22 protein-coding genes are annotated in these 24,845 nt (G+C 70.2%); 14 read left to right on the forward strand and 8 right to left on the reverse strand.

The features are described 5' to 3' along the window. Positions 1–11 precede the first annotated feature (11 nt). Entirely contained in the window at positions 12–980 is a 969-nt protein-coding gene (locus ACT3SQ_RS09575) for a GNAT family N-acetyltransferase (protein ID WP_441445508.1), read from the forward strand. A gap of 3 nt (positions 981–983) precedes the next feature. On the opposite strand, the gene ACT3SQ_RS09580 is transcribed toward ACT3SQ_RS09575, so the two are convergent. Continuing rightward, entirely contained in the window at positions 984–1,727 is a 744-nt protein-coding gene (locus ACT3SQ_RS09580; RefSeq protein ID WP_442332103.1) for a Type 1 glutamine amidotransferase-like domain-containing protein, read from the reverse strand. Positions 1,728–1,826: 99 nt separating this feature from the next. Continuing rightward, entirely contained in the window at positions 1,827–2,024 is a 198-nt protein-coding gene (gene rpmB, locus ACT3SQ_RS09585) for a 50S ribosomal protein L28 (protein ID WP_441445506.1), read from the reverse strand. 273 nt (positions 2,025–2,297) lie between these two features. Here rpmB and ACT3SQ_RS09590 point away from each other — a divergent pair, with 273 nt between their 5' ends. From ACT3SQ_RS09590 to ACT3SQ_RS09605, 4 genes are all read left to right on the forward strand, one after another. Next, a complete protein-coding gene (locus ACT3SQ_RS09590; RefSeq protein ID WP_444502272.1) occupies positions 2,298–4,511 on the forward strand; it encodes an ATP-dependent DNA helicase RecG in 2,214 nt (737 codons plus the stop codon). Position 4,512: 1 nt separating this feature from the next. Next, complete coding sequence (gene rsmD / locus ACT3SQ_RS09595) at positions 4,513–5,091, forward strand: 16S rRNA (guanine(966)-N(2))-methyltransferase RsmD (RefSeq protein WP_441445504.1); 579 nt, start codon at positions 4,513–4,515, stop codon at positions 5,089–5,091. A gap of 445 nt (positions 5,092–5,536) precedes the next feature. Next, positions 5,537–7,120 (forward strand): HNH endonuclease signature motif containing protein, encoded by a 1,584-nt coding sequence (locus tag ACT3SQ_RS09600; RefSeq protein ID WP_444592331.1) that lies wholly within the window; start codon positions 5,537–5,539, stop codon positions 7,118–7,120. 21 nt (positions 7,121–7,141) lie between these two features. Then, positions 7,142–7,723, forward strand: a complete 582-nt coding sequence (locus ACT3SQ_RS09605; protein WP_441445502.1) for a GNAT family N-acetyltransferase — start codon at positions 7,142–7,144, stop codon at positions 7,721–7,723. A gap of 22 nt (positions 7,724–7,745) precedes the next feature. On the opposite strand, the gene ACT3SQ_RS09610 is transcribed toward ACT3SQ_RS09605, so the two are convergent. Further along, positions 7,746–8,120 (reverse strand): VOC family protein, encoded by a 375-nt coding sequence (locus ACT3SQ_RS09610; RefSeq protein WP_441445501.1) that lies wholly within the window; start codon positions 8,118–8,120, stop codon positions 7,746–7,748. 162 nt (positions 8,121–8,282) lie between these two features. On the opposite strand from ACT3SQ_RS09610, the gene ACT3SQ_RS09615 reads away from it, so the two are divergent. The 8 genes from ACT3SQ_RS09615 (at position 8,283) to ACT3SQ_RS09650 (ending at position 14,152) form a co-directional block, all read left to right on the forward strand. Then, positions 8,283–9,137 carry a helix-turn-helix domain-containing protein gene (locus tag ACT3SQ_RS09615; protein ID WP_441445500.1) on the forward strand — a complete coding sequence of 285 codons (855 nt, stop codon included), beginning with the start codon at positions 8,283–8,285 and terminating at the stop codon, positions 9,135–9,137. A gap of 3 nt (positions 9,138–9,140) precedes the next feature. After that, on the forward strand, positions 9,141–9,521 hold the full coding sequence (locus ACT3SQ_RS09620) for a DUF3224 domain-containing protein (RefSeq protein WP_442332647.1): 381 nt from the start codon (positions 9,141–9,143) through the stop codon (positions 9,519–9,521). Between the two features lie 50 nt (positions 9,522–9,571). After that, a complete protein-coding gene (coaD, locus tag ACT3SQ_RS09625; RefSeq protein WP_442332646.1) occupies positions 9,572–10,063 on the forward strand; it encodes a pantetheine-phosphate adenylyltransferase in 492 nt (163 codons plus the stop codon). Positions 10,064–10,096: 33 nt separating this feature from the next. Next, positions 10,097–10,669, forward strand: a complete 573-nt coding sequence (locus ACT3SQ_RS09630; RefSeq protein ID WP_441445497.1) for a YceD family protein — start codon at positions 10,097–10,099, stop codon at positions 10,667–10,669. Continuing rightward, entirely contained in the window at positions 10,669–11,421 is a 753-nt protein-coding gene (gene rnc / locus ACT3SQ_RS09635; RefSeq protein ID WP_442332645.1) for a ribonuclease III, read from the forward strand. The genes ACT3SQ_RS09630 and rnc overlap by 1 nt, the downstream gene beginning before the upstream one ends. Before the next feature lie 15 nt (positions 11,422–11,436). Further along, positions 11,437–12,390, forward strand: a complete 954-nt coding sequence (mutM, locus tag ACT3SQ_RS09640) for a bifunctional DNA-formamidopyrimidine glycosylase/DNA-(apurinic or apyrimidinic site) lyase (RefSeq protein WP_444601077.1) — start codon at positions 11,437–11,439, stop codon at positions 12,388–12,390. Between the two features lie 86 nt (positions 12,391–12,476). Next, positions 12,477–13,355, forward strand: coding sequence for an alpha/beta hydrolase (locus ACT3SQ_RS09645; RefSeq protein ID WP_444601078.1), 879 nt, complete (start codon positions 12,477–12,479; stop codon positions 13,353–13,355). 143 nt (positions 13,356–13,498) lie between these two features. After that, positions 13,499–14,152, forward strand: coding sequence for a response regulator transcription factor (locus ACT3SQ_RS09650; RefSeq protein WP_441445493.1), 654 nt, complete (start codon positions 13,499–13,501; stop codon positions 14,150–14,152). Between the two features lie 20 nt (positions 14,153–14,172). Here the strand turns inward: ACT3SQ_RS09650 and ACT3SQ_RS09655 are convergent, their stop codons facing one another. The 5 genes from ACT3SQ_RS09655 to ACT3SQ_RS09675 are packed head-to-tail and all read right to left on the reverse strand — an operon-like array spanning position 14,173 to position 21,449. Then, positions 14,173–15,345 (reverse strand): sensor histidine kinase, encoded by a 1,173-nt coding sequence (locus ACT3SQ_RS09655; protein WP_441445492.1) that lies wholly within the window; start codon positions 15,343–15,345, stop codon positions 14,173–14,175. Continuing rightward, positions 15,342–17,069 carry a thiol reductant ABC exporter subunit CydC gene (gene cydC / locus ACT3SQ_RS09660; protein WP_441445491.1) on the reverse strand — a complete coding sequence of 576 codons (1,728 nt, stop codon included), beginning with the start codon at positions 17,067–17,069 and terminating at the stop codon, positions 15,342–15,344. The genes ACT3SQ_RS09655 and cydC overlap by 4 nt, the downstream gene beginning before the upstream one ends. Then, positions 17,066–18,778, reverse strand: a complete 1,713-nt coding sequence (cydD, locus tag ACT3SQ_RS09665) for a thiol reductant ABC exporter subunit CydD (RefSeq protein ID WP_444502267.1) — start codon at positions 18,776–18,778, stop codon at positions 17,066–17,068. The genes cydC and cydD overlap by 4 nt, the downstream gene beginning before the upstream one ends. 12 nt (positions 18,779–18,790) lie before the next feature. Then, complete coding sequence (gene cydB / locus ACT3SQ_RS09670) at positions 18,791–19,873, reverse strand: cytochrome d ubiquinol oxidase subunit II (protein ID WP_441445489.1); 1,083 nt, start codon at positions 19,871–19,873, stop codon at positions 18,791–18,793. A 19-nt stretch (positions 19,874–19,892) separates the two neighbouring features. Then, positions 19,893–21,449 carry a cytochrome ubiquinol oxidase subunit I gene (locus ACT3SQ_RS09675; RefSeq protein WP_441445488.1) on the reverse strand — a complete coding sequence of 519 codons (1,557 nt, stop codon included), beginning with the start codon at positions 21,447–21,449 and terminating at the stop codon, positions 19,893–19,895. Between the two features lie 380 nt (positions 21,450–21,829). Here ACT3SQ_RS09675 and ACT3SQ_RS09680 point away from each other — a divergent pair, with 380 nt between their 5' ends. Continuing rightward, the gene (locus ACT3SQ_RS09680) at positions 21,830–24,820 is read left to right on the forward strand and encodes an Rne/Rng family ribonuclease (protein WP_444592333.1); all 2,991 of its coding nucleotides are present in this window, start codon (positions 21,830–21,832) and stop codon (positions 24,818–24,820) included. Positions 24,821–24,845 lie beyond the last annotated feature (25 nt).

The following is a 24,845-nucleotide window of genomic DNA, read 5'->3' on the forward strand; positions in this document are numbered from 1 at the left end:
GCGCGGCCGGCGTGGCGCGACGATTCCGTCCCGCCACGCCGGCCGACGTCGACCGCGACGGGAACCGTTTCGAGTGGCTGAAGCCGGATGGCTGGCGCGAGGGCTTCCGTGCGCTCGTGCTCGACGTCGACGACCCCATCTCCGGGGAGTCGCGCGTGATCGGGGTGGGCCGTATCGGCCGCAACGTCGTCCATCCCGACCGCGATCTGGTCGAGCTCGAGATCGAGGAGGGGTACCGCCGCCTTGGCCACGGAACAGCGCTTCTCCACGAACTCGGCAGTTACAGTGATAATCCATTGTCCAGCAAGGTGGTGCCCGGCTCGGAGCGTGACGGCTTCCTGCGCGCACAGGGGGCGGTGGCCTACCTCGAGGTCCCGTTGCTGAGAGTCGATGTCTCAGCGGATCGCACCGCCCGCTGGTGCGCCGCGGTCAGCGCGTCCCACGACGGCACCGCTCGCGCCGTCCCCTGGACCGAGCTCCCGCGCGAGCAGCTCGTCGACGCCCTCACCGACCGCTACACCTGGCAGCACGCCAGCTGGTCGCCCACCGCCTCCCGTGAGGTGCTCCGTCCCGAGGTGGGGGAGGAGTTCTATGAGGAGTCCGTGCACGAGCACTCCTGGGCTGTGATCCGCGGCGGCGAGATCACGGCGCTGGCCGACCTCTACCGCGCGGACGAGGGCGAGGACGAAGACGAGGGCAGGGACGAGGACGAGGGCGCGAGAGTCGGCCGGCACCGAGAAGGAGCCCTCGAGGCGATCGATGCGTCGGCCCCGACGGCCCGTGCCGATGTCGCCCTCTGCCTCGCCGCTCTGCTCGAGGGCCTGCGGGAGCTGGGCACGGAGACCGTCGACTTCGACAACCATCCCACCGACCCGCACGCCGCCCCGCTGCTGGCCACCCTGCGGCGCACCGAGGTGGATCCGGTGCACCTTGTCGAGATCCCGAACGGCCTCACCGCGCTGCTGCGCGACGTGCCCTGATCCTCAGTGCAGGCGTCGTACCGGCAGATCGGCCTCCACGGCGTCACCGTCGGCCCCGCGCTCGATCCGCGTGACCCGCACCCCGTCGACTTCCGCGACCGCCTCGACCAGCTCGGTGCCGCGGAACAGCAGGCCCGTGCCGTCGTCGGTGCAGAGGGCGGCACCCAGTGTCCCGTCGGCCACCAGCTCTCGCAGCAGCGGCCGGCGACCGGCCTCGGAGTCCATGTGCACGCCGTTGGCGCCGGGCAGGAAGCCCAGGCCGTTCGTCACCGGCTGCAGATCCGGGCCGAAGGAGTCGGTGGCCCCGCCCTCGAACCAGCAGATCGACCCCGCGGAGATCCCGGCCAGCACCACGCCGTCCTGCCAGAGCCGGTGGAGGATCTCGGGCAGGCCGTGCGCGCGCCATACCGCGAGCAGGTTCACGACCGAGCCGCCGTTCACCCAGATGACGTCGAACCCGCGCAGATAGGACTCGATGTCCTCGACGTTCGGCTGGGTGAACAGGCTCAGATGGTGCAGGACGTATCCCGCGTCCCTTGCCGCTTCTTCCATATCTCGCTGGAAGCCCTTGTCATCACCGCTCGCGGTGCCGATGTTGCAGATCCGCGGGGGCCCGTCGGTGCGAGGCCCGCGTTCCTGCCCGAGCTCGATCGCGAAGGCCATCATCGGCCCGAAGCCGAAGCGCAGCCGGGGATGTGGCCGGTAGCCGGCGCTGGTGGCCAGGATGGTGGGTGCTGACGCGGGCATGGAGTCTCCTCGGTGGGCTGGTGCAGCGCGCCCGGAATGCACGAGAGCCCTCACCCGATCGGGTGAGGGCTCTCGTGGATGAATGCTGTGCGGTCTCGCTCAGGCACCGAGCGTGCTGACCTTGCCTGCCTTGAGGCAGGAGGTGCACACGTTCACGCGCTTGCTGGTGCCGTTGATCACAGTGCGGACGGACTGGATGTTCGGGTTCCAGCGACGCGAGGTGCGGCGGTGCGAGTGAGACACGGTCTTGCCGAAGCTCGGGGCCTTGGCGCAGATGTCACACGTGGAAGCAGCCACTGTCGTCTCCTGGTACGTCGATGTTCTGATCGCGGTGCCCGCTCCACCCCCGCGCCGGAACGGCGGGGTCGGTGACCTGGGTGAGCACGGAGGTGCGACCCCCCGGAGGTCAGGGCAACCACGGAATCATAGCCCAGATGCTCGCGGGTCAGAAGCGGGGGACGCTTCCTCCCCATGTGGACTCCATCACGGCACTGCCGGATGGTGGCACGATAGGGCCTGGCGCGCCGCACTCCACCGGGCGGCGCACATCGAGCACGAGGAGACGTCCGCATGGCCAGGAGGCACGAGTCCGCACGGGGCTCGATGCCGCTCACGGAGCTGCTGATCTCCAAGGAGTCCAAGGCTATGGCGTCCTTCGGGGTGCGGGACCTGGACACGATGATGCGCTTCGCGCCGCGCCGCTATGTCGTGCCCGCTCCGCTGCGCTCCCTCCACGAGGTCAACGAGGGCGAGGCCGTCAGCGCCGTGGTCTCGGTGGTCTCGGTGCGCGATCGCGCGATGCGCAGCCGTCGCGGCTTCATCCTCGAGGTGACCGTCTCCGACGGCATCGACGACATGCCGCTCACCTTCTTCCTCACCAAGCCCCATCAGGTCCAGTGGCACCGCGGCCGACTGCCCGTCGGCGCGCTGATCATCGTGCACGGCACCGTTGGATTCGACGACTACCGCGACTCGCTCCAGATCACCCACCCGGACTACGAGACGATCGAGGACACCGACGAGGGCCGCGCCTGGGCCCAGCGGCCCCGCCCCATCTACCCGCTGCGCCAGAACATCTCCCAGGCCACCATGCGCTCGGCCACTGAGAAGGGTCTCGAGTTCGCCGACTCCCTCACCCGCCCGGTGCCGGACGAGGTGATCGCCCGCCGCGGCCTGCCCCCGCTTGCCGAGGCGTCCCGCCTGGTCCATATCCCGCTGACTGTCGAGGACACCCGCCGCGGTATGGCCCACCTCCGCTACGAGGAGGCCTTCATCCTGCAGGCGATCTTCGCTCAGCGCCGCGCCCAGGACGAACGCACCCCCGCCCCCGTCCTCTCCGCTGAAGGGCCGCTGCAGCCTCTGCTCGATGAGCGCCTGCCGTTCACCCTCACGCAGGGGCAGCGAGAGATCGGCACGATGATCCAGGAGCGCATCGGCAAGGGGCATCCCACCAGCGTGCTGCTGCAGGGGGACGTCGGCTCGGGCAAGACCGTCGTCGCGCTGCGGGCCATGCTGCGCGCCGTGGACTCTGGCCACCAGGCCGCGCTGCTCGCCCCCACCGAGGTGCTCGCCGAGCAGCATCACCGCACCCTGATCACCCTGCTGGGGGACCTCGCCCGCGCCGGTCAGCTCGATGGGCATGCCGCCGCGACCCGCGTGCGCCTGCTCACCGGCTCCCAGCGCACCGCTGGCCGTCGAGAGACGTTGCTCGACGTCACCTCCGGGCAGGCCGGGATCGTCGTGGGCACCCATGCGCTGCTGGCCGAGAAGGTCGAGTTCGCCTCGCTCGGCCTCGTGGTGATCGACGAGCAGCACCGTTTCGGGGTCGACCATCGCCGCCGGCTGCGCGCCAAGGGTGCCGCCGGGAAGAGCCCTCATGTGATCGTGATGACCGCGACCCCGATCCCGCGCACCGCTGCGCTCGCGACCGTCGGCGACCTCGACGTGCTCACCCTCAGCGAGAGCCCGGGGCAGCGCGCCGGCGTCACCAGCTTCGTGGTCCACGAGAAGCTCCCGAAGTGGGAGCGGCGGATGTGGCAGCGCGCCGCGGAGGAGATCGCCGCGGGCCGTCAGGTCTTCGTGGTCTGCGCCCGCATCGATGAGGACGAGGCCGACGCGCCCGCCCCGCTGATCCTCGACGAGAACGGCAAGGAGGGGCCGCCGATGCTCGAGCCCGCCCGCGGCGTCACCCAGACCGCAGAGCGGCTCGCCGAGCGTCCCGAGCTCGCCGGGGCCCGCCTCGGCATCCTCCACGGCCGCCTGTCCGTGGAGGAGAAGCAGGAGGTGATGGGACAGATGCTGCGCGGCGAGATCGACGTGCTGGTCTCCACCACCGTCATCGAGGTGGGGGTCGACGTCCCCAACGCCTCGGTGATGATCATCCTGGACGCCGAACGCTTCGGCGTCTCCCAGCTCCACCAGCTGCGCGGCCGCGTGGGTCGCGGGGAGCACGCCGGAATCGCCTTCTTCGACACCTCCGGCGAGCCCGGGCAGCAGCACTCCACGCACCTGCACGCCATCGCGGAGACGACCGACGGCTTCGAGCTCGCCGAGCTCGACCTGCGTCGCCGAGGCGCCGGCGATCTGGTGGGGGAGGAGCAGTCCGGCCTGCAGCGCACCCTCAAGCACCTCGATGTCATCCGTGACGCCCGCGCCATCGAGCAGGCCCGCGAGGACGCCTTCGCCGTGGTCGCCGCCGACCCCGAGCTCACCACCCACCCCGCTCTCGCCGGTGCCGTCGCGGACCGGCTGCGGGATGCCGACCCCGACGTGGAGAGGAGCTGATATGCCGCGCATCGTCTCCGGCACCCTCGGCGGCCGCACCATCCCCGGCCCTCCTGGCAAGGGAACCCGCCCGACCACCGACAAGGTGCGCGAAGCCCTGTTCAACCGGCTCGAGGGCTGGGACGCCCTGGTCGGCGCCCGCGTGCTCGATCTCTACGCGGGCACCGGCGGACTCGCCTTCGAGGCGCTGTCCCGGGGCGCAGAGCATGCCCTGCTGGTCGAGCTGCACGGCCCGACCGCCAAGCAGCTGCGCCGCACCGCCGCCGACCTCGGCCTCACCGAGCGCACGGACATCCGAGTCGGCAGGGCCGCTGCCGTGGCGGCCCAGCTCGCCGCGCAGCCGGCATCGCAGCCCTCCGGCCACGCCGCCACCCTGGTCTTCCTCGACCCGCCGTATGACGTGACCACCGAGGCGCTCGAGCAGCTTCTGCTCACCCTCCGCCCCGCCCTGGCGGAGGATGCGCTGGTCGTCATCGAGCGCTCCTCACGCACTCGTCCCGTCGACTGGCCCGAGGGCTGGGCGGACGACGGCAGCAAGGAGTACGGGGAGACCGCGCTGCAGTTCGGTGGCCCGGCCTGACGTTCGGTGGCTCGGCGTGATGTTCGGTGGCTCGTCGTGATGCCGCTCTATCCACATTTTCAAGAAGTGCTTGCAGTGCGGCGGCGAATGTGCATTATCGCGCGGTAGCTTTGTGGCCTGCGGATATGGCGTGGACGCAATTCGCGCGGCTGGCGCGGGGGCGGTCGTCATGCCGAGCGCGCGCACTGGTGACCTGCGAGTATCCCCAATTGGTGCACGATTTGTGGATATCGCGACCGTTCCTCCACCGCCGTGGGTTATCCACAAATTCGCGAGGAGCGGATGTTTCTCTGGCGCTTGTCGAGCATGTGTTCTAAAATGAGAGATGTCGGCACCTGGTCGCACGCTCGGTCGAACATTCGATCGAACATCCGGTGTGGGGATCGGTCGTCGGCGCCGCAGATCACGACAGGGCACGAGCAAGGGTGCAGAGGAGGGGATTGCCATGAAGCAGACCAATGCGGAGCCTTCCCGCGCTGCGGAGCCTCCCCGCGCCCCGGTGCGGGCGCGCAAGCTCCTCACCTCGAAAGCCCTCGTGGAGCGCGCCGATGTCCTTCCCAGCTCCCCGGAGGCTGAGACTGTGCTGCGGATCTTCCGCCGCCGACGGCAGGAGCACGCCGCCCTCTATGTCGCCGAGATACGTGACCTCGCTTCCCTCTGGTCCGAGAGCGATGAGGGAGACGAGAAGGCCCTCCACGCGTTGGCGGCCTCTGCAGGTCTGCGCATGAAGCTGTCCCGTGGCGAAGACCGCCTCCGGGATGCGCACGTCGCGGTCACCGACCTGCCCGCATGCTTCGCACGGGTGGAGGAGGGCGCGCTGCCCGTGGACTGGTTCGAGTGGCTGATCCGCAGCGTATTGCGGCTGACGCACGTCCAGCGGCGTCAGGTCGACGAGCGGGTTGCGGTCTGGCAGCTCGAGGCGATCGACGTCGAGCGCTTCTACCGCGAGCTGCGCACGCTCATCGAATGGTTCGGCCGCGCGGCGGTGCAGGAGACTCCGCAGGAGCAGCGCGGCGTGTTCATCCAGCCCTCACCCGACGGTGATGGCACTGCCTGCATCATGATCCGCGGTCCGATCCCAGAGATCACCGCCTTCGGTCAACGGCTCGATGCCTCCGCACGCGCCGTCCAGGACGCCCAACGACACGCTCTCGAGACCGGTGCGCCGATCCCCTTCGACCTCGATGGGGACGCCGCGCGCGAGGGCCGGCACCTGTCCCTCGCGGCGCTGCAGTATGCGGTGGCGGTCCGTTCGATGCTCGAGACCGGGACGGTAGAGGTCCCCGCGCCAGCCTTCCGGATCTCGCTCGTCGTGCCCGTGCTCACGCTGCTCGGCCTCTCGAATGCACCTGCCATGCTCGACGGCACGATCCCGATCCCACCACGCATGGCACGGCAGATGGTCGCCAAGGCGCCTGCCGTCGAACGGGTGCTCACCGACCCGATCTCGGGGGACTACCTGCCCAGCGCGTCCCAGACTTACCGCCCTTCCGCGGCGATGGCCGAGAACCTCCGCCTGATCGACCCCGTCTGCGCGGTGCCCGGCTGCGCCCGCTCTGTGATGACCATCGGCGAGATGGACCACATCGAGGAGTTCGACCTCGAGGAACCTTCCCGAGGCGGCCCCACCACGATCGAGAACCTCCACCGGCTGTGCAGGACCCACCACCGGATGAAGACCGCCGGACTTCTCGATCCCGATCGGAACGAAGTCACCGGCGTCACTCGCTGGAGGATCGGCGGCGCTGCGGTCAGCGACGTCGCCAAGAACACCGACCTCGTCACCAGGGAACTCTCCGAGAAGCTGCACCGTGCATGGGAGCAGTACCGCAGCGATCTCGAGTTCGAAGCCGTGACCCGCCTCGGAATCCTCGACGAGAGTCCCGCCGAGAGCGCGGACCGCGAGGAGGCCTATCGGTGGGGGCTCCATCTCACCGAGTACTACTCCCGGCCCGAGTACGACGAGCTCACCGATCCCGGGCCGCCGCCGCTGGCGTCGCTGCCGGAGCACCGTCCGCCACCCTTCTGAGCGCACCGCTATCCTGTCCCGATGACGCGCTCGCCCACCGCCCTCACTGGCCTTGCCGACCTCGACTGGCCGCTGCACACGCGCCGCCTCATCCTGCGTCCTGGCCTCTCCGAGGACGCCGAGACGGTGTGGCCATGGTTCCGCCTGCCCGAGGTGCAGGAATGGACCACCACGCTGAACACGTCTCTCGAGGACCATCAGGAGTGGTGGGACAAGACTCTCGGCAGCTGCGTGGTGGGCCTGCTCGACGGCAGGATCATCGCCTCCGGCAAGCTCGAGCGGCAGGACGCGTGGTCCCAGGCGGACATGAAGGACCAGGCCGCTGGGCAGCAGGCTGAGATCGGCTGGGTCCTGGACCCGGCGATCCACGGCCGCGGGTTCGGTACCGAGTTCGCCGGGGCCCTGCTCGACCTCGCGATCGACGGCCTCGGTGTGCGTCGCGTCGAAGCGTCGTGCTTCGCGGAGAACCTCGCCTCGCGGCGGGTGATGGAGAAGATCGGACTGCGGCTCGAGGGCACCTTCCACGAGGAGTCCCTCCACCGCAGCGGGCGCTGGCTGGACGGGATGTCCTACGCGCTGCTGGCGAGCGAGCGAAACGGCTGACGGGGACGGGTCTCCCGTCCTGTCATCCCCACGCCGCAGCGTCGGTCAGGCAGAAGGGGTGGCCAGCAGGATCGCGCAGCACCACCCAGGTCTCGCCGGGCTGGGGCTCCACCCGCTCGGCACCGAGCTCCACACAGCGAGCCGCCGCCGCCTCGAGATCCTCGACGGCCAGATCGAAGTGGAACTGTTTGCGCCCGTCATCCGGCCAGGACGGGGCCTGATGATCGGGGATCGCGCCGATGCCCAGCGCGTGGCTGGGACCGGAGAGCATCGCGTACTGCTCGGTGAGAACGGTGATCGGCCAGCCCAGCACAGCCGACCAGAACTGGGCGAGCGGCTCCGGATCGGTGGCATCGAGCGTGATCATGGCAAGGCGGGCGACGGGGATATCTGTCATGCCTGCCAGACTGCCTCCATGCGCAGCGCGGAGGATTGGACGAACGCGACAGGGTCGCGGTCCTTCCGTGGGACGCCCGCCGGTCACCTGCCACCGGGCCAGGCCGCACCGGGCCAGACCGCACCGGGACAGCCGATACCGGGCCAGGGGCCGCCTGGCCACATGCTCGGGCATGTGCTGAATCCTGCGGAGTTCCTCCTTCACGCCCACTACGACCACGCACAGCCGGCTGCGCCTCTGCGCCGCTGGGTGGATCGGTATTGGTCGGTGACCTGGCAGCTCCCACCCGGACAGCAGCATGTGGTGACCACCCTCGATGATCCCGCCATCCATCTGACCCGCGAATGGGGCGGGGTGCGGCGTGCAGGCACCGGTGGCACCCGCGCCGGCGCCTGGATCACGGGCCCGATCACCCGCGGACGCTTCGAGGTGACCCAGTCCGGCACCGGGGGCGTCATCGGGGTGCGCTTCCGTCTCGGCGGCACCACCGCCTTCACCACAGCCCCGCCGGCCTCGGTGCGGGACCGCACGGTCCCCGCCGCAGAGTGGTTCGACACCGACGTCCCACCCGCAGCACATCCCAATACGTCGAGCACGTCGAGCACGTCGAGCACGGCGAGCACGGCGAACGCTGCGACCGGCGCCGCGCCCGCTCTCGACGCCTGGCTGCTCGCGCAACGCCCGCAGGACGCCCCCGGATATGCGGATTTCTGCTTCATCCTCGAGCTGCTCGCCGATCCCGCGGTGACCGGCACTGCAGAGCTCGAGCGACGCTCGGGCCTCGGCATCCGGAACCTGCAGCGGACCTTCCGCCGCTTCGTCGGCGTCGGCCCGAAACGCATGATCCTGCGCTCACGCGTGATGGACGCCGTCTCCGCGATCGACCGCGGAGACCACCGACCGATCGCGGACCTCGCCCAGGACCTCGGCTGGTACGACCAGTCCCACTTCGTCCGGGACTTCCGGAGCATCACCGGGATGACTCCGTCGGCCTACGCCCGCAACGGAGATACTTGAGCCATGACCATCCTCAGCGCCACCTTCACCGTCGACCTGACCCCCGCCGAGATCCTCCCCGGCGCCGCTGACCGCTTCGACCTGGCCAAGACCTGGGTCGGCGACCTCGAAGGCACCTCTCGCGGGGTCATGCTCACCGCTGGGGACCCCGCGAGCGGCAGCGCCTCGTACATCGCCACGGAGCTCTTCGAGGGCACCCTCGACGGCCGCCGGGGCACCCTCACCTTCCAGCAGCTCGGCACCATGGCGGGAGGCGACCCGGACCTCCGATATCTCATCGCCCCCGGCTCCGGCACCGGTGACCTCGCGGGTCTCACCGGCGTGCTCACGATCGGCGCGATCGATGAGGCGGGCGTGCACCAGGTCAACATCGAGCTCGACTGAGCAGCGCCAGCATGATCAGCGCCAGCGACGTTCCGCATTAGAGTGGCGACATGAGCACTGTCGTCCTGCCCGGCTCGTTCGATCCCTTCACCCTGGGACACCTGGACCTCACCCGTCGGACCGCCGCCCTCGGCCATCACGTGATCATCGCCGTCTCCCACAACCCCTCGAAGCAGGGGACGCTCGACCTCGAGGCCCGCAAGAGCGCGATCACGCAGACGCTCGAGGAGTCGGACCTCTCCCGGGACGTCGAGGTCCGCACGCTCCCCATGGGACTGCTGGTCGACTTCTGCCGGGAGCTCGGCGCCGGCGCCGTGGTGCGCGGACTGCGCTCCCAGCTCGACCTCGCCTATGAGGAGCCGATGGCGCGGATGAACCACCACCTCGCGGGCGTCGACACGCTCTTCCTGCTCACCGATGCGACTCTCTCCCACATCTCCTCGTCCCTCGTGCGGGAGGTCCACGCGCTCGGAGGTGATGTCTCCGACATGCTCCCCGCCCCCTCCATGGACGCACTGCGCGACGCCGCCGCCGTATCCTGATTGATCCCCACGACACGAACAGGACCATCACCGATGTCTTCCGACCACGCCTCCACCACATCGCTGGACACCGCCCTGATCTTCGATGCGGTCGACCTCATCAGCCGCACCGGATCGCACCGTCACGTGGAGCGCACCGTCCCCGCCCCGGCACGTGAGGCCGGCGGCATCGCGATGCAGGTCCCCGAAGGGCAGGACATCGCCGTCGAGGCGGAGCTCGAGTCCGTGGTCGAGGGGATCTACGTCCACGGCACCGTGGTCGCCCACCTCGATGGGGAGTGCTCCCGCTGCCTCGACCCGGTCGAGCAGGACGTCACCGCCCGACTCGACGAGCTGTTCATGTTCCCCGAGAAGGTGAAGGCGGACGAGAAGGAGGACTCGACCCTCCTCGAGGACGAGGCCGTCAACCTCGGCCCGCTGGTGCGTGACGCGCTCGCGATGGCGGCCGATGAGCGCCCCCTGTGCCGTGAGGACTGCCCCGGCCTGTGCGGCCAGTGCGGCTTCCGCATGGAGGACGATCCGGACCACCACCACGACGTCATCGACGATCGCTTCGCCGCTCTGCAGGGCCTATTCGAGGACGAGTCGAAGAACGAGGAGGCCTGATGGCGCGCAGGCGCCGCGCCACCGAGGCCGCCGCTCCGAAGGGCCTGCTGGACCGACTGCCGTTGGACGCCGGGCAGGCGGCCGACCTCAGCGAGTCCGGGCTCCTCGAGCTCGCGCTGACCCACCGCTCCTATTCGTACGAGAATGACGGCCTGCCGCACAACGAACGGCTCGAGTTCCTCGGCGATGCGGTGCTGCAGCTCGCCGTGACCGAGCACCTCTACGCCACCCACCCGACGCTTCCCGAAGGTGATCTGGCACGTCGCCGCGCGGCGACCGTGAGCACGCGCGCGCTCGCCGTGATCGCCTCGAAGCTCGACCTCGGCGCGTATGTGCGGCTGGGGCGCGGTGAGGACCTCACCGGCGGCCGTGCCAAGGCATCGATCCTCGCGGACACCACCGAGGCCGTGATCGGGGCCGCCCACCTGGCGCTCGGCCAGGACGTCTCCCGCCACTTCGTGCTCGAGCTGCTGCGCCCCCTGCTGGACTCCGACGAGTTCCTCGAGACCGGATACGACTTCAAGTCCCGTCTCCAGGAGATCGCCGCGGCCGAAGGGCAGAGCGTCTCCTACGAGATCATCGAATCCGGTCTCGAGCACCAGAAGACCTTCACCGCCACGGTCACCGTCGAAGGGATCGTCACCGCCCGCGGCGACGGCGCCTCGAAGAAGGACTCCGAGCTCGCCGCGGCCCAGAACGCGGTGCGAGGGATCCTCGCCGAGCGCGGCGAGACCCTGATCCCGCGAGGCTGAACGGAGGCTGAGCTCATGCCCGAGCTGCCCGAGGTCGAGGTCGTCCGGCGCGGCCTCGAGCCCCGCACCGTCGGCCGCACCGTGGAGGCCGTCGAGCTGCTCGACGCCCGGATCATCCGCCGCCAGGCCGGGGGAGTGGACCGGCTGCGCGCCGCCCTCCTCGGCACCACCCTCACGGCGGTGGTGCGGCGCGGCAAGTTCCTGTGGTGGCGGCTCGCCGACGCCGACGGCGCCGACACCGGCGAGGCGCTGATGGGACACCTGGGAATGAGCGGGCAGCTGCGGATCGCGACCGCCGACGGGACCGCACTGGCGCCCCGTGCACCCTCGGAGGGTCCCGCCTCGGATCCGCTGCGCCACCGACGCCTGTCGCTGCACCTCGACGGCGGAACCCGCGTGGACCTCATCGATCAGCGTCTCTTCGGCGGCCTGTGGACCAGCCCGCTGGTGGAGGCGGCCGACGGCGCGCTCGCCGCGATGGGCAGTCCGGATGGACTGCTTCCGACCGACGCTGCCCACGTGGCCCGCGATCTGCTCGACCCGGCAGTCGACCTCCCCGGGATCGCCCGTGCCCTGCGCGCCCGACGCAGCGGTGTGAAGTCGCTGCTGCTCAACCAGCAGCTGGTCTCGGGGATCGGGAACATCTACGCCGACGAGGCGCTGTGGATGGCACGGACCCGCTTCGACACCCCCGGCATCGCGCTCAGCCAGCGCCGGGCGCTCGCGATCCTCCGTGCCGCCCAGGACGTGATGGAGCGGGCACTGGAAGTGGGCGGCACCAGCTTCGACGCGCTGTACGTGAACGTCGATGGTCGCAGCGGCTATTTCGCCCGCTCGCTGAACGCCTATGGGCGCACCGGGCAGGCATGCCCCCGCTGCGGCGCGACGATCCGTCGCGAGATGATCCAGAACCGTTCCTCGCACTTCTGCCCGCGCTGCCAGCGGCCGAGGGCACACATCACGTCATAGGCAGGAGGTATGGCCGGGCATAGACTCTGTGCGGGGCGTGGCACTGAGGCCATGCTCTCCCGCTGACCTCCCGAATGGAGACACACATGGCCCCGAGCACAGTGGATGAGGGGATGACGCCGATCGTGACGCCCGAGCAGCCGGGCACCGTGGAGCTGGGCACCGGCGTGCTGCCCGGGGCGACGACCCCGGAATCCTGGCACCGCGAATACGGGAGCGTGTTCGCCCGGAACGTCACCGTCGCCACACTCACGCCCGTGCTGCCCGATCCGGCCGATGCCACGGGCACCGCCGTGATCGTGGCTCCCGGCGGTGGCTTCCGGTCACTCTCCATGGAGAACGAGGGCTGGGACGTCGCGCGGGCGCTCGCCGACCGCGGCGTCGCCGCATTCGTGGTGAAGTATCGCCTCCGACAGACCGCCCCTGAACTCGAGGATTTCGCGACGGAGATCCGCGAGATGCTCTCCGGACCGCCCCCGGCCCACCGGAAGGACCCGGTCGGATCGTTCGCGGGTCTTGATGCGCAGATCACCGACGCCCGCGCCGCCTTTGCATGGGTGCGCAGCCACGCGACCCAGTGGGGCCTGGATCCGGCCCGGGTCGGCATGGTCGGCTTCTCCGCCGGCGCTATGCTCACACTCGCCACCGCCCTCGCGGGCGAGGACGCCGAGCCCGCCTTCATCGGTAGCGTCTATGGCCCGATGAGCTCGTTCGACGTCCCGGCGGACGCGCCGCCGCTGTTCATCGCGCTCGCCGCCGATGACCCCCTGTTCGCCTCCAGCGGATTCGGACTCGTCGAGAGCTGGCACGCTGCCGGACGCCCCGTCGAGTTCCACTACTACGAACGCGGCGGCCACGGCTTCGGCATGTATCCGAAGGAGACGACGAGCACCGGCTGGTTCGAGGCTTTCATCAGCTGGATGACCATGCATGGCCTGCTGGCTCGGAGCGCTGCGCGAGAGTGATCCCGCATTCGGTGACGTCGTTTCCGACCAGGGCAGGGACTGCCCGATGCGATAGATTGAGCCCGGCTCCGTCACGAAGGGCGGAGGAACCGAAGCCTGCTCCGGGTGACTGTGCCGACTTTCGAGGACAGCACAGCGAGCAGATGATCCGCGAGGTGAGAATTCCTGTGACGTCGAGCTCTTCCCCCACACCGATCCGCGTGATGCTGGTCGATGACCATGAGGTGGTCCGTCGCGGCATCGTCACCGTGATCGATGCGAGCGAGCAGCTGAGCGTGATCGGAGAGGCCTCCTCCGTGCTCGAGGCGAATCGTCGCCTGCCCGCGATCCGTCCCGAGGTGCTGGTCGTGGACCTCCAGCTTCCGGACGGCACCGGCATCGACGTCATGAAGAAGGCCCGGGAGCTGAACCCCGAGCAGCTGATGCTGGTGCTCACCAGCTTCGACGACGACGCCGCGCTGCGTGAATCGAAAGCCGTGGGGGCGGCCGGCCTGATGCTGAAGTCCGCGCGCTCGCAGGAGATCGTCGAGGCGATCATCGCGGTGCATGCAGGGAAGTCGATCTGGCCCGCCGACCACGGGGATGAAGGACCGGACCTCTCGCAGTCCGATCAGCGGATCGTGGAGCTGATCGGCGATGGACACTCCAACCGTGAGATCGCCGAAGCGCTCGGCATCGCCGAGAAGACAGTCAAGAACCGGGTCACGGTGATCCTGCAGGCGCTCGGGATGCAGCGTCGCACCCAGGTGGCGGCGCTGGTCGCCGCCCGCCGTCGCGCCGGGTGGAAGCAGCAGTAGCAGCGCCGGCAGAGCAGGCCTCAGCTCGGCAGCGTCACCCGCCAGGAGATCATCGTCCCCGGCTCGAGGTTGATCGCGTCCACCCAGCCGGAATGACGCCGCGCACGGGCAGACATGTTCGCCAACCCGCTGCGACGGCGCACCGAGGGATCGATCCCGCGGCCGTTGTCGGAGACATTGACCTGCACCACCCGGTCGACCCCCTCGGAGAACACGCTCACCGAGACCGCGACCGCGCTCGCGTGCGCGTGCCGGGCCGCATTGGCCAGGCACTCCCGCACCACCGCCACCACGTCCTCGGCGATCTCCGGTGGCAGCTCGGCATCCATCTCCGCGGGGTGCGGGGGCAGCCGCATCGAGGGGACGAAGCCCAGCCCGGCGGTGGCCAGCCCCACCTCGTGCCGAAGCTGCTCGGAGAGGCTGGCCACGGCGCGCTCGCGTCGCAGTGACTGCACGATCTGCCGGATCTGGGCGACGGCGTTCTCGACTCCCTGCACCGAAGTGGCCACGGAGCTGCGGATCCGGGCGTTCGACGGGGTCATGCCCGGCGCCTCGAGGGACTGCACCAGGCTCTCGAGCTCCATCCCGACGGCGAAGAGCTCCTGGATCGCGAGATCGTGGAGGTCGCGGGCGATGCGACCGCGCTCGTCGTCGATCCCGCTGTCCGAGTGCAGGAACGGGGAGCGCAGGGTGAGGGCGATCAGACCCGCGAGCGAGTCCAGCCGCTCGCGATCCGCGGCCGTGAACGGCTCGGCATCCGCGGCGCGCAGCACCGCGAGCAGCCCCGTTCCGTGCTCTGCCGCGTCGATCACGCCCAGCAGCGCCCGGCAGTCCTCCTGCCCGGTGCCGGCGGTGTCCACGTTGAGGCTGTCGATGGCCTCGAGCACATCGGGATCCGCGCACAGCAGGGCCTCGCCGATGGCTGAGTCCGCGGGGATCTCCGCACCATGCAGCGAGGCGGCATCCGGGCCGTCCACCATCTCTATCCCCCAGCGGGAGGGGCCCAGCGGCATCACGAGGGCGGCGTTGCGGGCGGCGAGGTCGGTGCGGGCGGAGTGGAGCAGCAGGTCCAGCAGGTCCTCGGTCTCGCCCCCGGCGAGGATGGCGCCGGCGAGATCCTGGATGCGCGGACGATCCGGACGGGCGGGAGCGGTCGATGGCGGGCGCGTGGGTGATGGGGTGTGTGAGCTCATCGGTGCTCCTCGAGACGGAGGATCGGGGTGCCGGAGGGAATCGCCTCGACACGGTGGGTGACCACCACGACGGTGGTGGTCGCAGGGACGAGGGTGCTCTCGCGAGGATCGAGCAGCGCGCGCAGCAGCGCATCGCCCCGTCCGGTGTCGAGATGCTCGGTGGGCTCGTCCAGCAGCAGCACCGGTCCGCGGCGCACCACCGCGCGCGCCAGCAGCAGCCGCCGCCGTTCACCGCCGGAGATGGTGGTCCCATCCGGACCGAGCATCGTGTCGAGCCCGTGGGGGAGGGTCGCGATCCAGTCGTCGAGGCCGACGGCCCGCAGCGCATCCTCCGCCTCGGAGTCCTCGAGATCCCCCCGCACCACCCGCAGGTTCTCCCGCAGCGTGGTGGCGAAGACATGACCGTCCTCCGCGAACATCGTCACCCGGGAGCGCACGTCCTGCGGGGCGAGGGCGGCGACGTCCTGGGCATCTAGCTCGACCGTGCCGGCGAGCGGGTCGAGCAGCCCGGCGAGCGTCGCCAGCAGCGTGGACTTCCCGCTGCCTGAGGGGCCGACCACCGCGAGCCGAGCACCGGGAGGCAGCTCGAGGTCCAGCGACCGCACCCGCGGCGCCTCAGCGGTCCACCCGGCCGTGAGCCCCACCACGCGGAGGGCGGCGGTCAGCGGGCGCTGCGGTACCGGGTCGGTGCGGGTGGGGCCGACGGGTGCCGGGTCGGTGGGCGCCGGACTGGTGGGCGCCCGGCCCACCAGCTGTCCCAGGCGCTGCGCAGCGGCCTGGGAGCGCGCGTGCTGGGCGGCGGCGGCAGGCAGCGCGGTCGCGGCCTCGAAGGAGGACAGCGGCAGCAGCAGCAGGATGCCGACCTGTCCGGCCGACGCGCTGCCGTCCAGCCAGACCGCACCGGCTGCGAGCAGCGAGCCGGTCACGGCGAGGATGAGCGTCAACGGCACCGCTGCCGCAGCGACCGCCGCAGGCAGGGCGGCGCGGTCGATCGCGGCGTCATGGGCGGCCTGCCGGGCATGCAGCTGCGTCAGCGCCGCCTCGAGCCGACCGTCGACCCGGAGCGAGGTCGCGTCATCGAGGATCTCGAGCGACTGGGCGCTGACCTCGGCCCGGGTGGTGAGCACGGCCTGCTCGGAGAGGCGGGCGGCGCGGTGGGAGGCCAGCGGTGCGAGCACGCTCGCCAGCAGCAGTGCCGCGAGCATCGCTGCGGTCGCCGCCGGGGACAGCGGCGCGAAGGTCGCGAGCACGACCACCCCCATCACAGCGGCGACCAGCCCGGGCACGAGCGCGGTGATGACATGGTCGCCGAGCTCCTGCGCATCGTCGCCCAGTCGGCTCAGAAGGTCCCCGCGCCGCAGCCGGGTGAGGGTGTCGTCGGTGCGCGCTGCGAGCGCTGAGAACAGGTTCGTGCGCAGGGAGACCACGCCGCGCAGCGCCACATCGTGGGTGAGCATCCGCTCGAGCCACCGGAACACCCCTCGCGAGACGCCGAGCGCCCGGACCATCACCACGGCGACGGTGAGGTCCAGCACCGGCGGCATCGTCCAGGCACGGGTGACCAGATATGCGGACACCGCGGCGAGGGCGAAGGCGGAGCCGAGGGTCGCGCAGGCGGCGAGCACCGCGGCGAGCAGCCGCGCGCGGGGGATCTCGAGCGCCCGCACCGCCCGGCGCAGGTCGGAGCGGGCGGGATCGTTGAGGGCTGTCGGGGCGGGGGTCATCGGCCTGCCTCCACGCGTGCGACGTCATCGGCGACGTCCACCAGCCGTGAGCGGTGGGCGATCACCACGACGGTCCGTCCCCGCTCACGGAGATCCGCGATCAGGTCCAGCACCACCTGCTCGGCAGCGCCGTCGAGATGCGCGGTGGGCTCGTCCAGGACCACCAGCGGTGCGGGGGAGAGGACCGCCCTGGCCAGAGCGAGACGCTGCCGCTCACCGAGCGAGATCCCATGCCCCGCGCGGCCGAGATCCGCCTCCCAGCCCCGCTCGGCGATGACCGCGTCGAGACCGGTCGCGGCGGCCGCCGCCTCCAGCTCGGCCTGGTCGGCGCCGGGCTGGGAGCTGACGAGCACGGAACGGATCGTCCCCGGGGGCAGCACAGGACGCTGCGGCAGCCAGGCGACCTGGTCCCACAGGCTGCGCCGCGTGATCTCGCGGACGTCGGTCGCGGTGCCGTCGGCGGCGATCACCTCCGCATGGCCCCGGTCGGGATCCACCAGCCCCAGCAGCACCTGGACCGCGGTCGTCTTTCCGGCGCCCGAGGGCCCGGTCAGTGCGAGCACCCGGCCGGGCCTCACCGTGAGCTCAGCGCTGCGCGGTGCCCAGCCGTCGCGGGAGCGCACCGAGACCCCGTGCAGGGCGAGGGAGGAGGTGCGCAGATCCGGGGCGGGCAGAGCGCCGTCGGCCGACGGCTGCTCATCGAGCACCTCGAAGGCCGCGCCCACCGCCGCCAGACCGTCGGTGGAGGCGTGGTACTGCGAACCGACGTTGCGCAGCGGCTGGTAGATCTCCGGGGCGAGCACCAGCACCGCGAGCGCGGGAGCCAGCTCCATCTCCCCGTAGACCAGTCGCATCCCGATGCTCACGGCGATCAGTGCGACGCACAGCGTGGCCAGCAGCTCGAGCACCATCGAGGAGAGGAAGGCGAATCTCAGCGAGCCCATCGCCGAGGCGCGGTGACGGTCGCCGAGCTCCCGCACCGTCCTCTCGGGCCCGCGCTCGCGGCCCAGCGCCCGCAGCGTGGGCAGCCCGTCCACCAGGTCCAGCAGCTGGGCCCACAGGGAGCGCATGTCCGCGATCAGCTTCTCGGACCGTCCCACGGTCAGCTTGCCGACCAGCACCATGAAGATTGGAATCAGCGGCAGAGTGATGAGGGCGATCACCGCGCTGAGCGGATCCAGCACACCGATGGTCAGCAGGCACAGCGGGGTCACCGTGAGCGAGAGCAGCAGCTGCGGGACGTATCCCACCAGATAGGGGCGCAGGTTCTCGATGCCGGTGGTGGCCAGCGCCGTCAGGTCCGCGCCGCGACCGGCACCGGCACGCGGGCCGAGCGCCGCCGCATGGCCGACGATCCGGCCGCGCAGCTCGCTGATCGCGGCGGTCGCCGCACGGTGGGCGGTGGCCTCCTCGACGAGCACGGCGCCGGCACGCACCGCGAGCGCCGTGACAAGCACCAGCAGCAGGGTCGGCGCCTCCTGGGGGATCTCACGCTGGACCAGGAGATGCGCGCCGAGGCGTGCGATGACCAGGGCGGTGACGATGATGCAGGCGGACTGCACGAGCCCCAGCACCACGCTCCTGACGAGGTGGTGCCGGGCGGCCCTGACCTCCCGCACCAGGCGGGGGTCCAGCGGGGCCCGGCTCCGCCTCGGCGCCGGCTCGGCGGCGGGGTCGGCCTTGGTGGGCTCTGCGGTCGCGGTGGTCATCGGATCAGTCTGTCAGCCCTGCTCGAAGGCTTCCCGGTAGCCCTTCTTCGCCTTCTCGAGCAGCTCGGCGCCGGGGGCGGGGGAGTCCTCATCGGCCACCCGGTGGCGGAACACCCGATAGGTCCAGACGGTGTAGGCGATCACGATGGGCATCAGCACGCCGAGTGCCACCAGCATCACCGTGAGCGTGTGCTCGGTCGAGGAGGCGTTCGCGACCGTCAGCGAGTTCGCCGGATCGTTGCTGGCCGGCATGACATAGGGGAACAGGCCCCCGAACAGGGTGATCGCAGCCGCGGCGATGGCGGTCGAGGTCGCACCGAAGGCGAGGCCCTCCCGGCGCTTCCGGTTCAGCGGGACCGCCGCGAGCAGGGCCACCGCGGCCACGGCCACCGGGATCAGGGTGAGCCAGGTGTTCGAGTGGGAGAACTGGAACCAGAGCAGGAAGGCGGCACCGGACACGAACGTCGGCCACACCAGGATCCCGGCCAGCCGGTTCGCGTCCTCCCGCAGCCTGCCCTGGACCTTGAGCGCGAGGTAGTGGGTGCCGTGCAGCCAGAACAGCAGCACGAACACCACCCCGGCCAGCAGCGCGAAGGGGTTCAGCAGTCCCAGCAGGGAGGTGGTCACCCAGTGGTTCTCATCAATGGAGACTCCGGAGACGATATTCCCGAAGGCCACACCCCACAGGAGGGCGGGCGCGAAGCCGCCGATCACATGGACCACGTCCCAGGAGTTCTTCCAGCGGTCGCTGTCCACCTTGTCACGCCATTTGAAGGCGCACACCCGCACGATCAGCACCAGCAGCAGGAGCAGCAGGGCGAGATAGAAGCCGGAGAACAGCGTGGCATACCACTCCGGGAAGGCCGCGAACAGCAGCGCGCCGCCGGTGATCAGCCAGACCTCGTTGCCGTCCCAGACGGGCCCGATGGTCTTCAGCACCGTGCCGCGAGTCTGCACGCCTCGTCGCCAGAAGGTGGCGACGTTCATCTGCACCCCGAAGTCGAAGCCCTCGAGCACGAAGTAGCCCAGGAAGAAGAAGGCGATGAGGGCGAACCACAGGGTCTGGAGGACCGTGGGGTCGAGCATGGCATCCATGATCTGATCTGGTCCCTTCTCAGTAGTCGAAAGACAGGGTGGGGGTGTCGAGCTCGTCGGTCTCGGGGTCGCGCCGGGCCAGCGGCACGCCCTTGAGCGCTGCCTTGCGCATCATCTGGAACCAGAGCACGGCGAGGACTCCGTAGACGAGGGTGAAGGCGACCAGCGAGGTGAGCACCATCCAGCCGGGGTTCGCGGAGACGCCCTGCATGGTCATCAGCCGGACCGTCGGATCCAGGGGGTTGGGGTGGACCACCCAGGGCTGCCGTCCGATCTCGGTGAAGACCCAGCCCGCGGAGTTCGCGAAGAAGGGCATCGGGATCGCGAGCACGGCGAACCACTGGAGGAGCTTCGATCCGGAGGTGCGGGCGTTCTCCCCCTTGCCGCGGGTGACCCACAGGGCCCAGAGGGCGAGAATTCCGCTGAAGGCGGCGAGCCCCATCATCAGCCGGAAGGACCAGTAGGTGACGAAGAGGTTCGGCCGGTAGTCGACGGCGACCTCGTTGCCGCGGATGTCCAGGGCGGTCTCGCCGAACTGCTCCTTGTACTGGGCGTTGAGATCGTCCACGCCCTGCAGGGTGGCGTGCGGGTCGTTGGTGGCGAGGATCCCCGTCACATAAGGGATCTCGATGATGTGGGTGACCCCCGAGCAGTCCTCGCTGAAGGCATCCGGCCCTCCGACGGTGAGGATCGAGAACGGTACGTCCGACTGCGTCTCGCACAGTGCCTCGGCCGAGGCCATCTTCATCGGCTGCTGCTCGAACATGAGCTTGGCCTGGAAGTCCCCGGAGATGACGAGCACCACGGCGGACACCACCATGGCGATCACCCCGAAGCGCACGGTGGGCCGGAACAGATCGCGGGCGGCGAGATGGTGCTCCTGCCCCTCCTCGGTGTCCAGGCCGAATGCTCGCGCCCGGTTGTGGTGGCGCACCATGTGCCAGACGGCGACCCCGGTGAGGAACGCTCCAGCCACCAGCCAGGCCCCGGAGACCACATGCGGGAAGGCCGCCATCGCGGTGACGTTCGTGAGCACCGCGAGGATCGAGCCCTGCGAGGGGTCGAGCTCCGCACGCCCGGTCTCAGGGTTCAGCATCGCGCCGACAGGATGCTGCATGAAGGAGTTCGCGGCGATGATGAAATACGCCGAGAGGGTGGTGCCCAGTGCCACGGCCCAGATCGTCAGCAGGTGGATCTTCTCGGGCATCTTGCCCCAGCCGAAGATCCACAGTCCCAGGAACACGGATTCGAGGAAGAAGGCCGCCAGGCCCTCGAGCGCCAGCGGTGCGCCGAAGACGTCGCCCACATAGCGTGCGTACTCGGACCAGTTCATGCCGAACTGGAACTCCTGGACGATGCCGGTGGCGATACCGATGCCGAAGTTCACGATCAGCATCGAGCCGAAGAACTTCGTCATCCGCGTCCAGGCATCCTTGCGCGCAGGATCCTTCGAGAAGACCGCCCGGGTCTGCATGATCGCGACCAGCAGGGACAGTCCGATGGTGAGCGGGACGAAGATGAAGTGGTACACGGTGGTGATGCCGAACTGCCACCGTGCCAGGTCGAAGGCTTCCATGATTCCTCCCGAGTGGACGACACGCCGTCATAAAACCTACGGGGCGGTCACCGGCGCGGCGAAGGACGATGGTCCCGCTCTCGAGCGTAGACCCGCGGGAACGGTCAGAGGCAGTCCGAGCATGTCGCCTCCGGCGGAAGCGACCCCTGTGCCATACTGATCGAGGCACTCTCCTGCTCCGTACCGGGTGGGGGAACCTCCCGGCGTCGTGACGTCGGAGCACCGGCTACGCGGACGACCGCGACCGCTGTGTTCCCTCGGTCGGCATCGCAGCGCTTCCATCGGGGAGCTGCGCGACGGCGAGGGCTTGAGACTTCCGTCCCAGCGACGATGACCAGAAGGGACCAGGGTGCGCTGGTCCTCCAGAAGGAGACGGCCTCATGGCTGACAGCACCCACATTCCCGAGAACGATTCGTCGGACGAGACGCAGCCCGCTGCTCCCGCTCGTCGTCGCCGGCGCGCCGGCGCCCCCGTCGGAGCCCCTGCTTTCACCCCGCCTGCGGTCCCGCAGCCGGAGACCTCCGCCCCGCGCACCGTGGTGGCCGCGCAGGAGGCGGCCGCGGCTGAGCCCGCTCCGGTGCGGACGAAGCGCCCCCGTCGGCGCGCTGGCGCCCCGGCCGGAGCCCCGGTGATCCCGGCCGCGGATGCGGTCGAGGAGCCCCAGGCCGCGCCGACTCAGACCGCGCCGTCCCAGACCGTGGAGCCCCAGGTCGAGGAGGAGGCTTCGGAAGCGGTCGTTCCAGAAGCCGTTGCACCGGAAGCAACCGCACCGGAAGCACCCGCAGCGGCGACGGACGACAGCCCTGTCCTCGGCGATCTGCGTGCCCTCGCCTCGGCCCGTGGCGCCGGTGAGGACGACTCCGCCGCGGCGGCGGATGACGACCGCGCCCGTCGCCGTGAGCAGGTCCAGATGGACTTCGCCTCGCTCCTGTTCCAGGCGCCCACCGCGCAGCCCCGCACCACCGTCGGTGCCCACGACGCCCCGGTCGGCAGCGCCGGCCTCTCCTTCGCCGCTGGTTCCGACGACGACGACGAGGTGTCGTCCGAGACTGATTCCGAGACTGATGAGGAGCAGCCCTCGCGCTCCCGGCGCAGCCGCTCGCGACGCTCCTCCCAGCGCACCTCCGGCGCGGCCAGCTCCGACTCCGCCGCCGCGGGCTCCGAGTCTGAGGACAACGGCAGCGATGGCGACAGCGACGACAGCGATAGCAGCGAGGACTCCTCCTCCGACAGCTCGAGCTCGAACTCCCGCCGGCGGCGTCGACGAGGCGGTCGTGGCCGACGCGGTCGCGGTCGCGGCGACGACGACGGCTCGGGATCCGAGGACGGCACGGGCTACGGCGAGACCGACAGCGAGGACAACGGCGCGGAGAGCTCCGCGCAGGACGATGCCGAGGACGAGGACCGCAGCGGAGAGGGATCCGAGTCCGGTTCCGGCAGCTCCTCCAGCTCACGCCGTCGCCGGCGTCGGCGCCGCTCCGGGAGCAGCGGGGACGAATCGACCTCCCCGGATGATCCGCCGAACACTGTGGTCAAGGTGCGCGACGCCCGAGAAGCGCGCGACGAGGTCAAGGCCGTCAAGGGCTCGACCCGCCTCGAGGCCAAGCGCCAGCGCCGCCGTGAGGGCCGTGACGCCGGTCGTCGCCGCAACGTCATCACAGAGTCCGAGTTCCTGGCCCGCCGCGAGTCCGTCAAGCGCTCGATGGTGGTGCGCGAGCGCGCCGGCCGCACCCAGATCGCGGTGCTCGAGGACGATGTGCTGGTCGAGCACTACGTCGCCCAGAAGACGCAGACCTCGATGGTCGGCAACGTCTACATGGGCAAGGTCCAGAACGTGCTGCCCTCCATGGAAGCTGCGTTCGTGGATATCGGCAAGGGCCGCAACGCGGTGCTCTACGCCGGTGAGGTCAACTGGGACGCTGTGGGCCTCGAGGGTCAGCCGCGTCGTATCGAGCTCGCGCTCAAGAGCGGCGATCCGGTGCTGGTGCAGGTCACCAAGGATCCGATCGGTCACAAGGGTGCCCGGCTGACCAGCCAGATCTCCCTGCCCGGCCGCTATGTGGTGTTCGTGCCCGGCGGCTCCATGACCGGCATCTCCCGCAAGCTGCCCGACACCGAGCGTGCGCGGCTGAAGAAGATCATGCGCGAGATCATCCCCGAGGACGCGGGCGTCATCGTGCGCACCGCCGCCGAGGGCGCGAGCGAGGAGGAGCTGACGCACGACGTCGAGCGCCTGCGCGCCCAGTGGGAGAAGATCGAGAAGTCGCAGAAGAGCAAGTCCGCCCCGGTGGCCCTCTCCCAGGAGCCGGACATCGCCATCAAGGTGGTGCGTGACGTCTTCAACGAGGACTTCACCTCCCTGATCGTCGAGGGGGACAAGGTCCACGATGCCGTCCACGCCTACATCAGCGACGTGGCCCCGGATCTGCTGGAGCGCCTGACCCGCCATGTCGGCGACAAGGACGTCTTCGCGAAGCACCGCATCGACGAGCAGCTCCTCAAGGCCATGGATCGCAAGGTCTACCTGCCCTCCGGCGGTTCCCTGGTGATCGATCGCACCGAGGCGATGACCGTGGTCGATGTGAACACAGGCAAATTCACCGGCACCGGCGGCTCGCTCGAGGAGACGGTCACCAAGAACAACCTCGAATCCGCCGAGGAGATCGTGCGTCAGCTGCGGCTGCGCGACATCGGCGGCATCATCGTCATCGACTTCATCGACATGGTGCTCGAGTCCAACCGGGACCTGGTGCTGCGGCGCCTGGTCGAGTGCCTGGGCCGAGACCGGACCAAGCACCAGGTCGCCGAGGTCACCTCGCTGGGCCTGGTGCAGATGACCCGCAAGCGGGTCGGGCAGGGCCTGGTCGAGACCTTCTCGAACACCTGTGAGCACTGCAACGGACGCGGCCTGGTCGTCGACGTCGACGGCACCCACAGCCACGGCGGCGGCAGCACTGCGAACGGTGGGGGCAACGGCGGGAACGGAGGCGGCAGCGCCGGTCACGGCGAGAACGGCGGGGACGACTCCTCGAAGTCCTCGCGACGGCGCGGGCGACGCACGCGCGGCGGTGCCAAGGAAGAGGCCGAGAGCGGCGACAGCGGCACCGAGGAGTCGCAGGCCGATGTGCATCGTCTCGAGGACGACGCCGACAGCCGTGCCCTGGCTCGCGCCACCATCGCCTCCATCGCGGCGGCCTCCGGGGCGCATACGCAGCCCGAGGTGACCGTCGACGGTGAGGTCGTGGACGCGGCAACTCCGGCAGAGCGCAGCGAGTCTTCGGGGTCCGACGACCCCGCTGAAACGGCGACGGATTCCGCGAGCGAGCCCTCGAGCTCGACCTGGGAGCAGGACGCCCCCGGCCAGGGGTGACGTGTTCCACAGGGTGTGACCGCGT

The sequence above is a fragment of the Brachybacterium sp. AOP42-C2-15 genome (assembly GCF_052377065.1).
In the GTDB taxonomy this organism is placed as follows: domain Bacteria; phylum Actinomycetota; class Actinomycetes; order Actinomycetales; family Dermabacteraceae; genus Brachybacterium.

Bases quoted from the DNA above. Each gene is read 5' to 3' on its own strand.
- ACT3SQ_RS09580 (WP_442332103.1), bottom strand. From the start codon at position 1,727: ATGCCCGCGTCAGCACCCACCATCCTGGCCACCAGCGCCGGCTACCGG.
- ACT3SQ_RS09590 (WP_444502272.1), top strand. From the start codon at position 2,298: ATGGCCAGGAGGCACGAGTCCGCACGGGGCTCGATGCCGCTCACGGAG.
- rsmD (WP_441445504.1), top strand. From the start codon at position 4,513: ATGCCGCGCATCGTCTCCGGCACCCTCGGCGGCCGCACCATCCCCGGC.
- ACT3SQ_RS09600 (WP_444592331.1), top strand. From the start codon at position 5,537: ATGAAGCAGACCAATGCGGAGCCTTCCCGCGCTGCGGAGCCTCCCCGC.
- ACT3SQ_RS09605 (WP_441445502.1), top strand. From the start codon at position 7,142: ATGACGCGCTCGCCCACCGCCCTCACTGGCCTTGCCGACCTCGACTGG.
- ACT3SQ_RS09610 (WP_441445501.1), bottom strand. From the start codon at position 8,120: ATGACAGATATCCCCGTCGCCCGCCTTGCCATGATCACGCTCGATGCC.
- ACT3SQ_RS09615 (WP_441445500.1), top strand. From the start codon at position 8,283: ATGCTCGGGCATGTGCTGAATCCTGCGGAGTTCCTCCTTCACGCCCAC.
- ACT3SQ_RS09620 (WP_442332647.1), top strand. From the start codon at position 9,141: ATGACCATCCTCAGCGCCACCTTCACCGTCGACCTGACCCCCGCCGAG.
- coaD (WP_442332646.1), top strand. From the start codon at position 9,572: ATGAGCACTGTCGTCCTGCCCGGCTCGTTCGATCCCTTCACCCTGGGA.
- ACT3SQ_RS09630 (WP_441445497.1), top strand. From the start codon at position 10,097: ATGTCTTCCGACCACGCCTCCACCACATCGCTGGACACCGCCCTGATC.
- rnc (WP_442332645.1), top strand. From the start codon at position 10,669: ATGGCGCGCAGGCGCCGCGCCACCGAGGCCGCCGCTCCGAAGGGCCTG.
- mutM (WP_444601077.1), top strand. From the start codon at position 11,437: ATGCCCGAGCTGCCCGAGGTCGAGGTCGTCCGGCGCGGCCTCGAGCCC.
- ACT3SQ_RS09645 (WP_444601078.1), top strand. From the start codon at position 12,477: ATGGCCCCGAGCACAGTGGATGAGGGGATGACGCCGATCGTGACGCCC.
- ACT3SQ_RS09650 (WP_441445493.1), top strand. From the start codon at position 13,499: ATGATCCGCGAGGTGAGAATTCCTGTGACGTCGAGCTCTTCCCCCACA.
- ACT3SQ_RS09655 (WP_441445492.1), bottom strand. From the start codon at position 15,345: ATGAGCTCACACACCCCATCACCCACGCGCCCGCCATCGACCGCTCCC.
- cydC (WP_441445491.1), bottom strand. From the start codon at position 17,069: ATGACCCCCGCCCCGACAGCCCTCAACGATCCCGCCCGCTCCGACCTG.
- cydD (WP_444502267.1), bottom strand. From the start codon at position 18,778: ATGACCACCGCGACCGCAGAGCCCACCAAGGCCGACCCCGCCGCCGAG.
- cydB (WP_441445489.1), bottom strand. From the start codon at position 19,873: ATGGATGCCATGCTCGACCCCACGGTCCTCCAGACCCTGTGGTTCGCC.
- ACT3SQ_RS09675 (WP_441445488.1), bottom strand. From the start codon at position 21,449: ATGGAAGCCTTCGACCTGGCACGGTGGCAGTTCGGCATCACCACCGTG.
- ACT3SQ_RS09680 (WP_444592333.1), top strand. From the start codon at position 21,830: ATGGCTGACAGCACCCACATTCCCGAGAACGATTCGTCGGACGAGACG.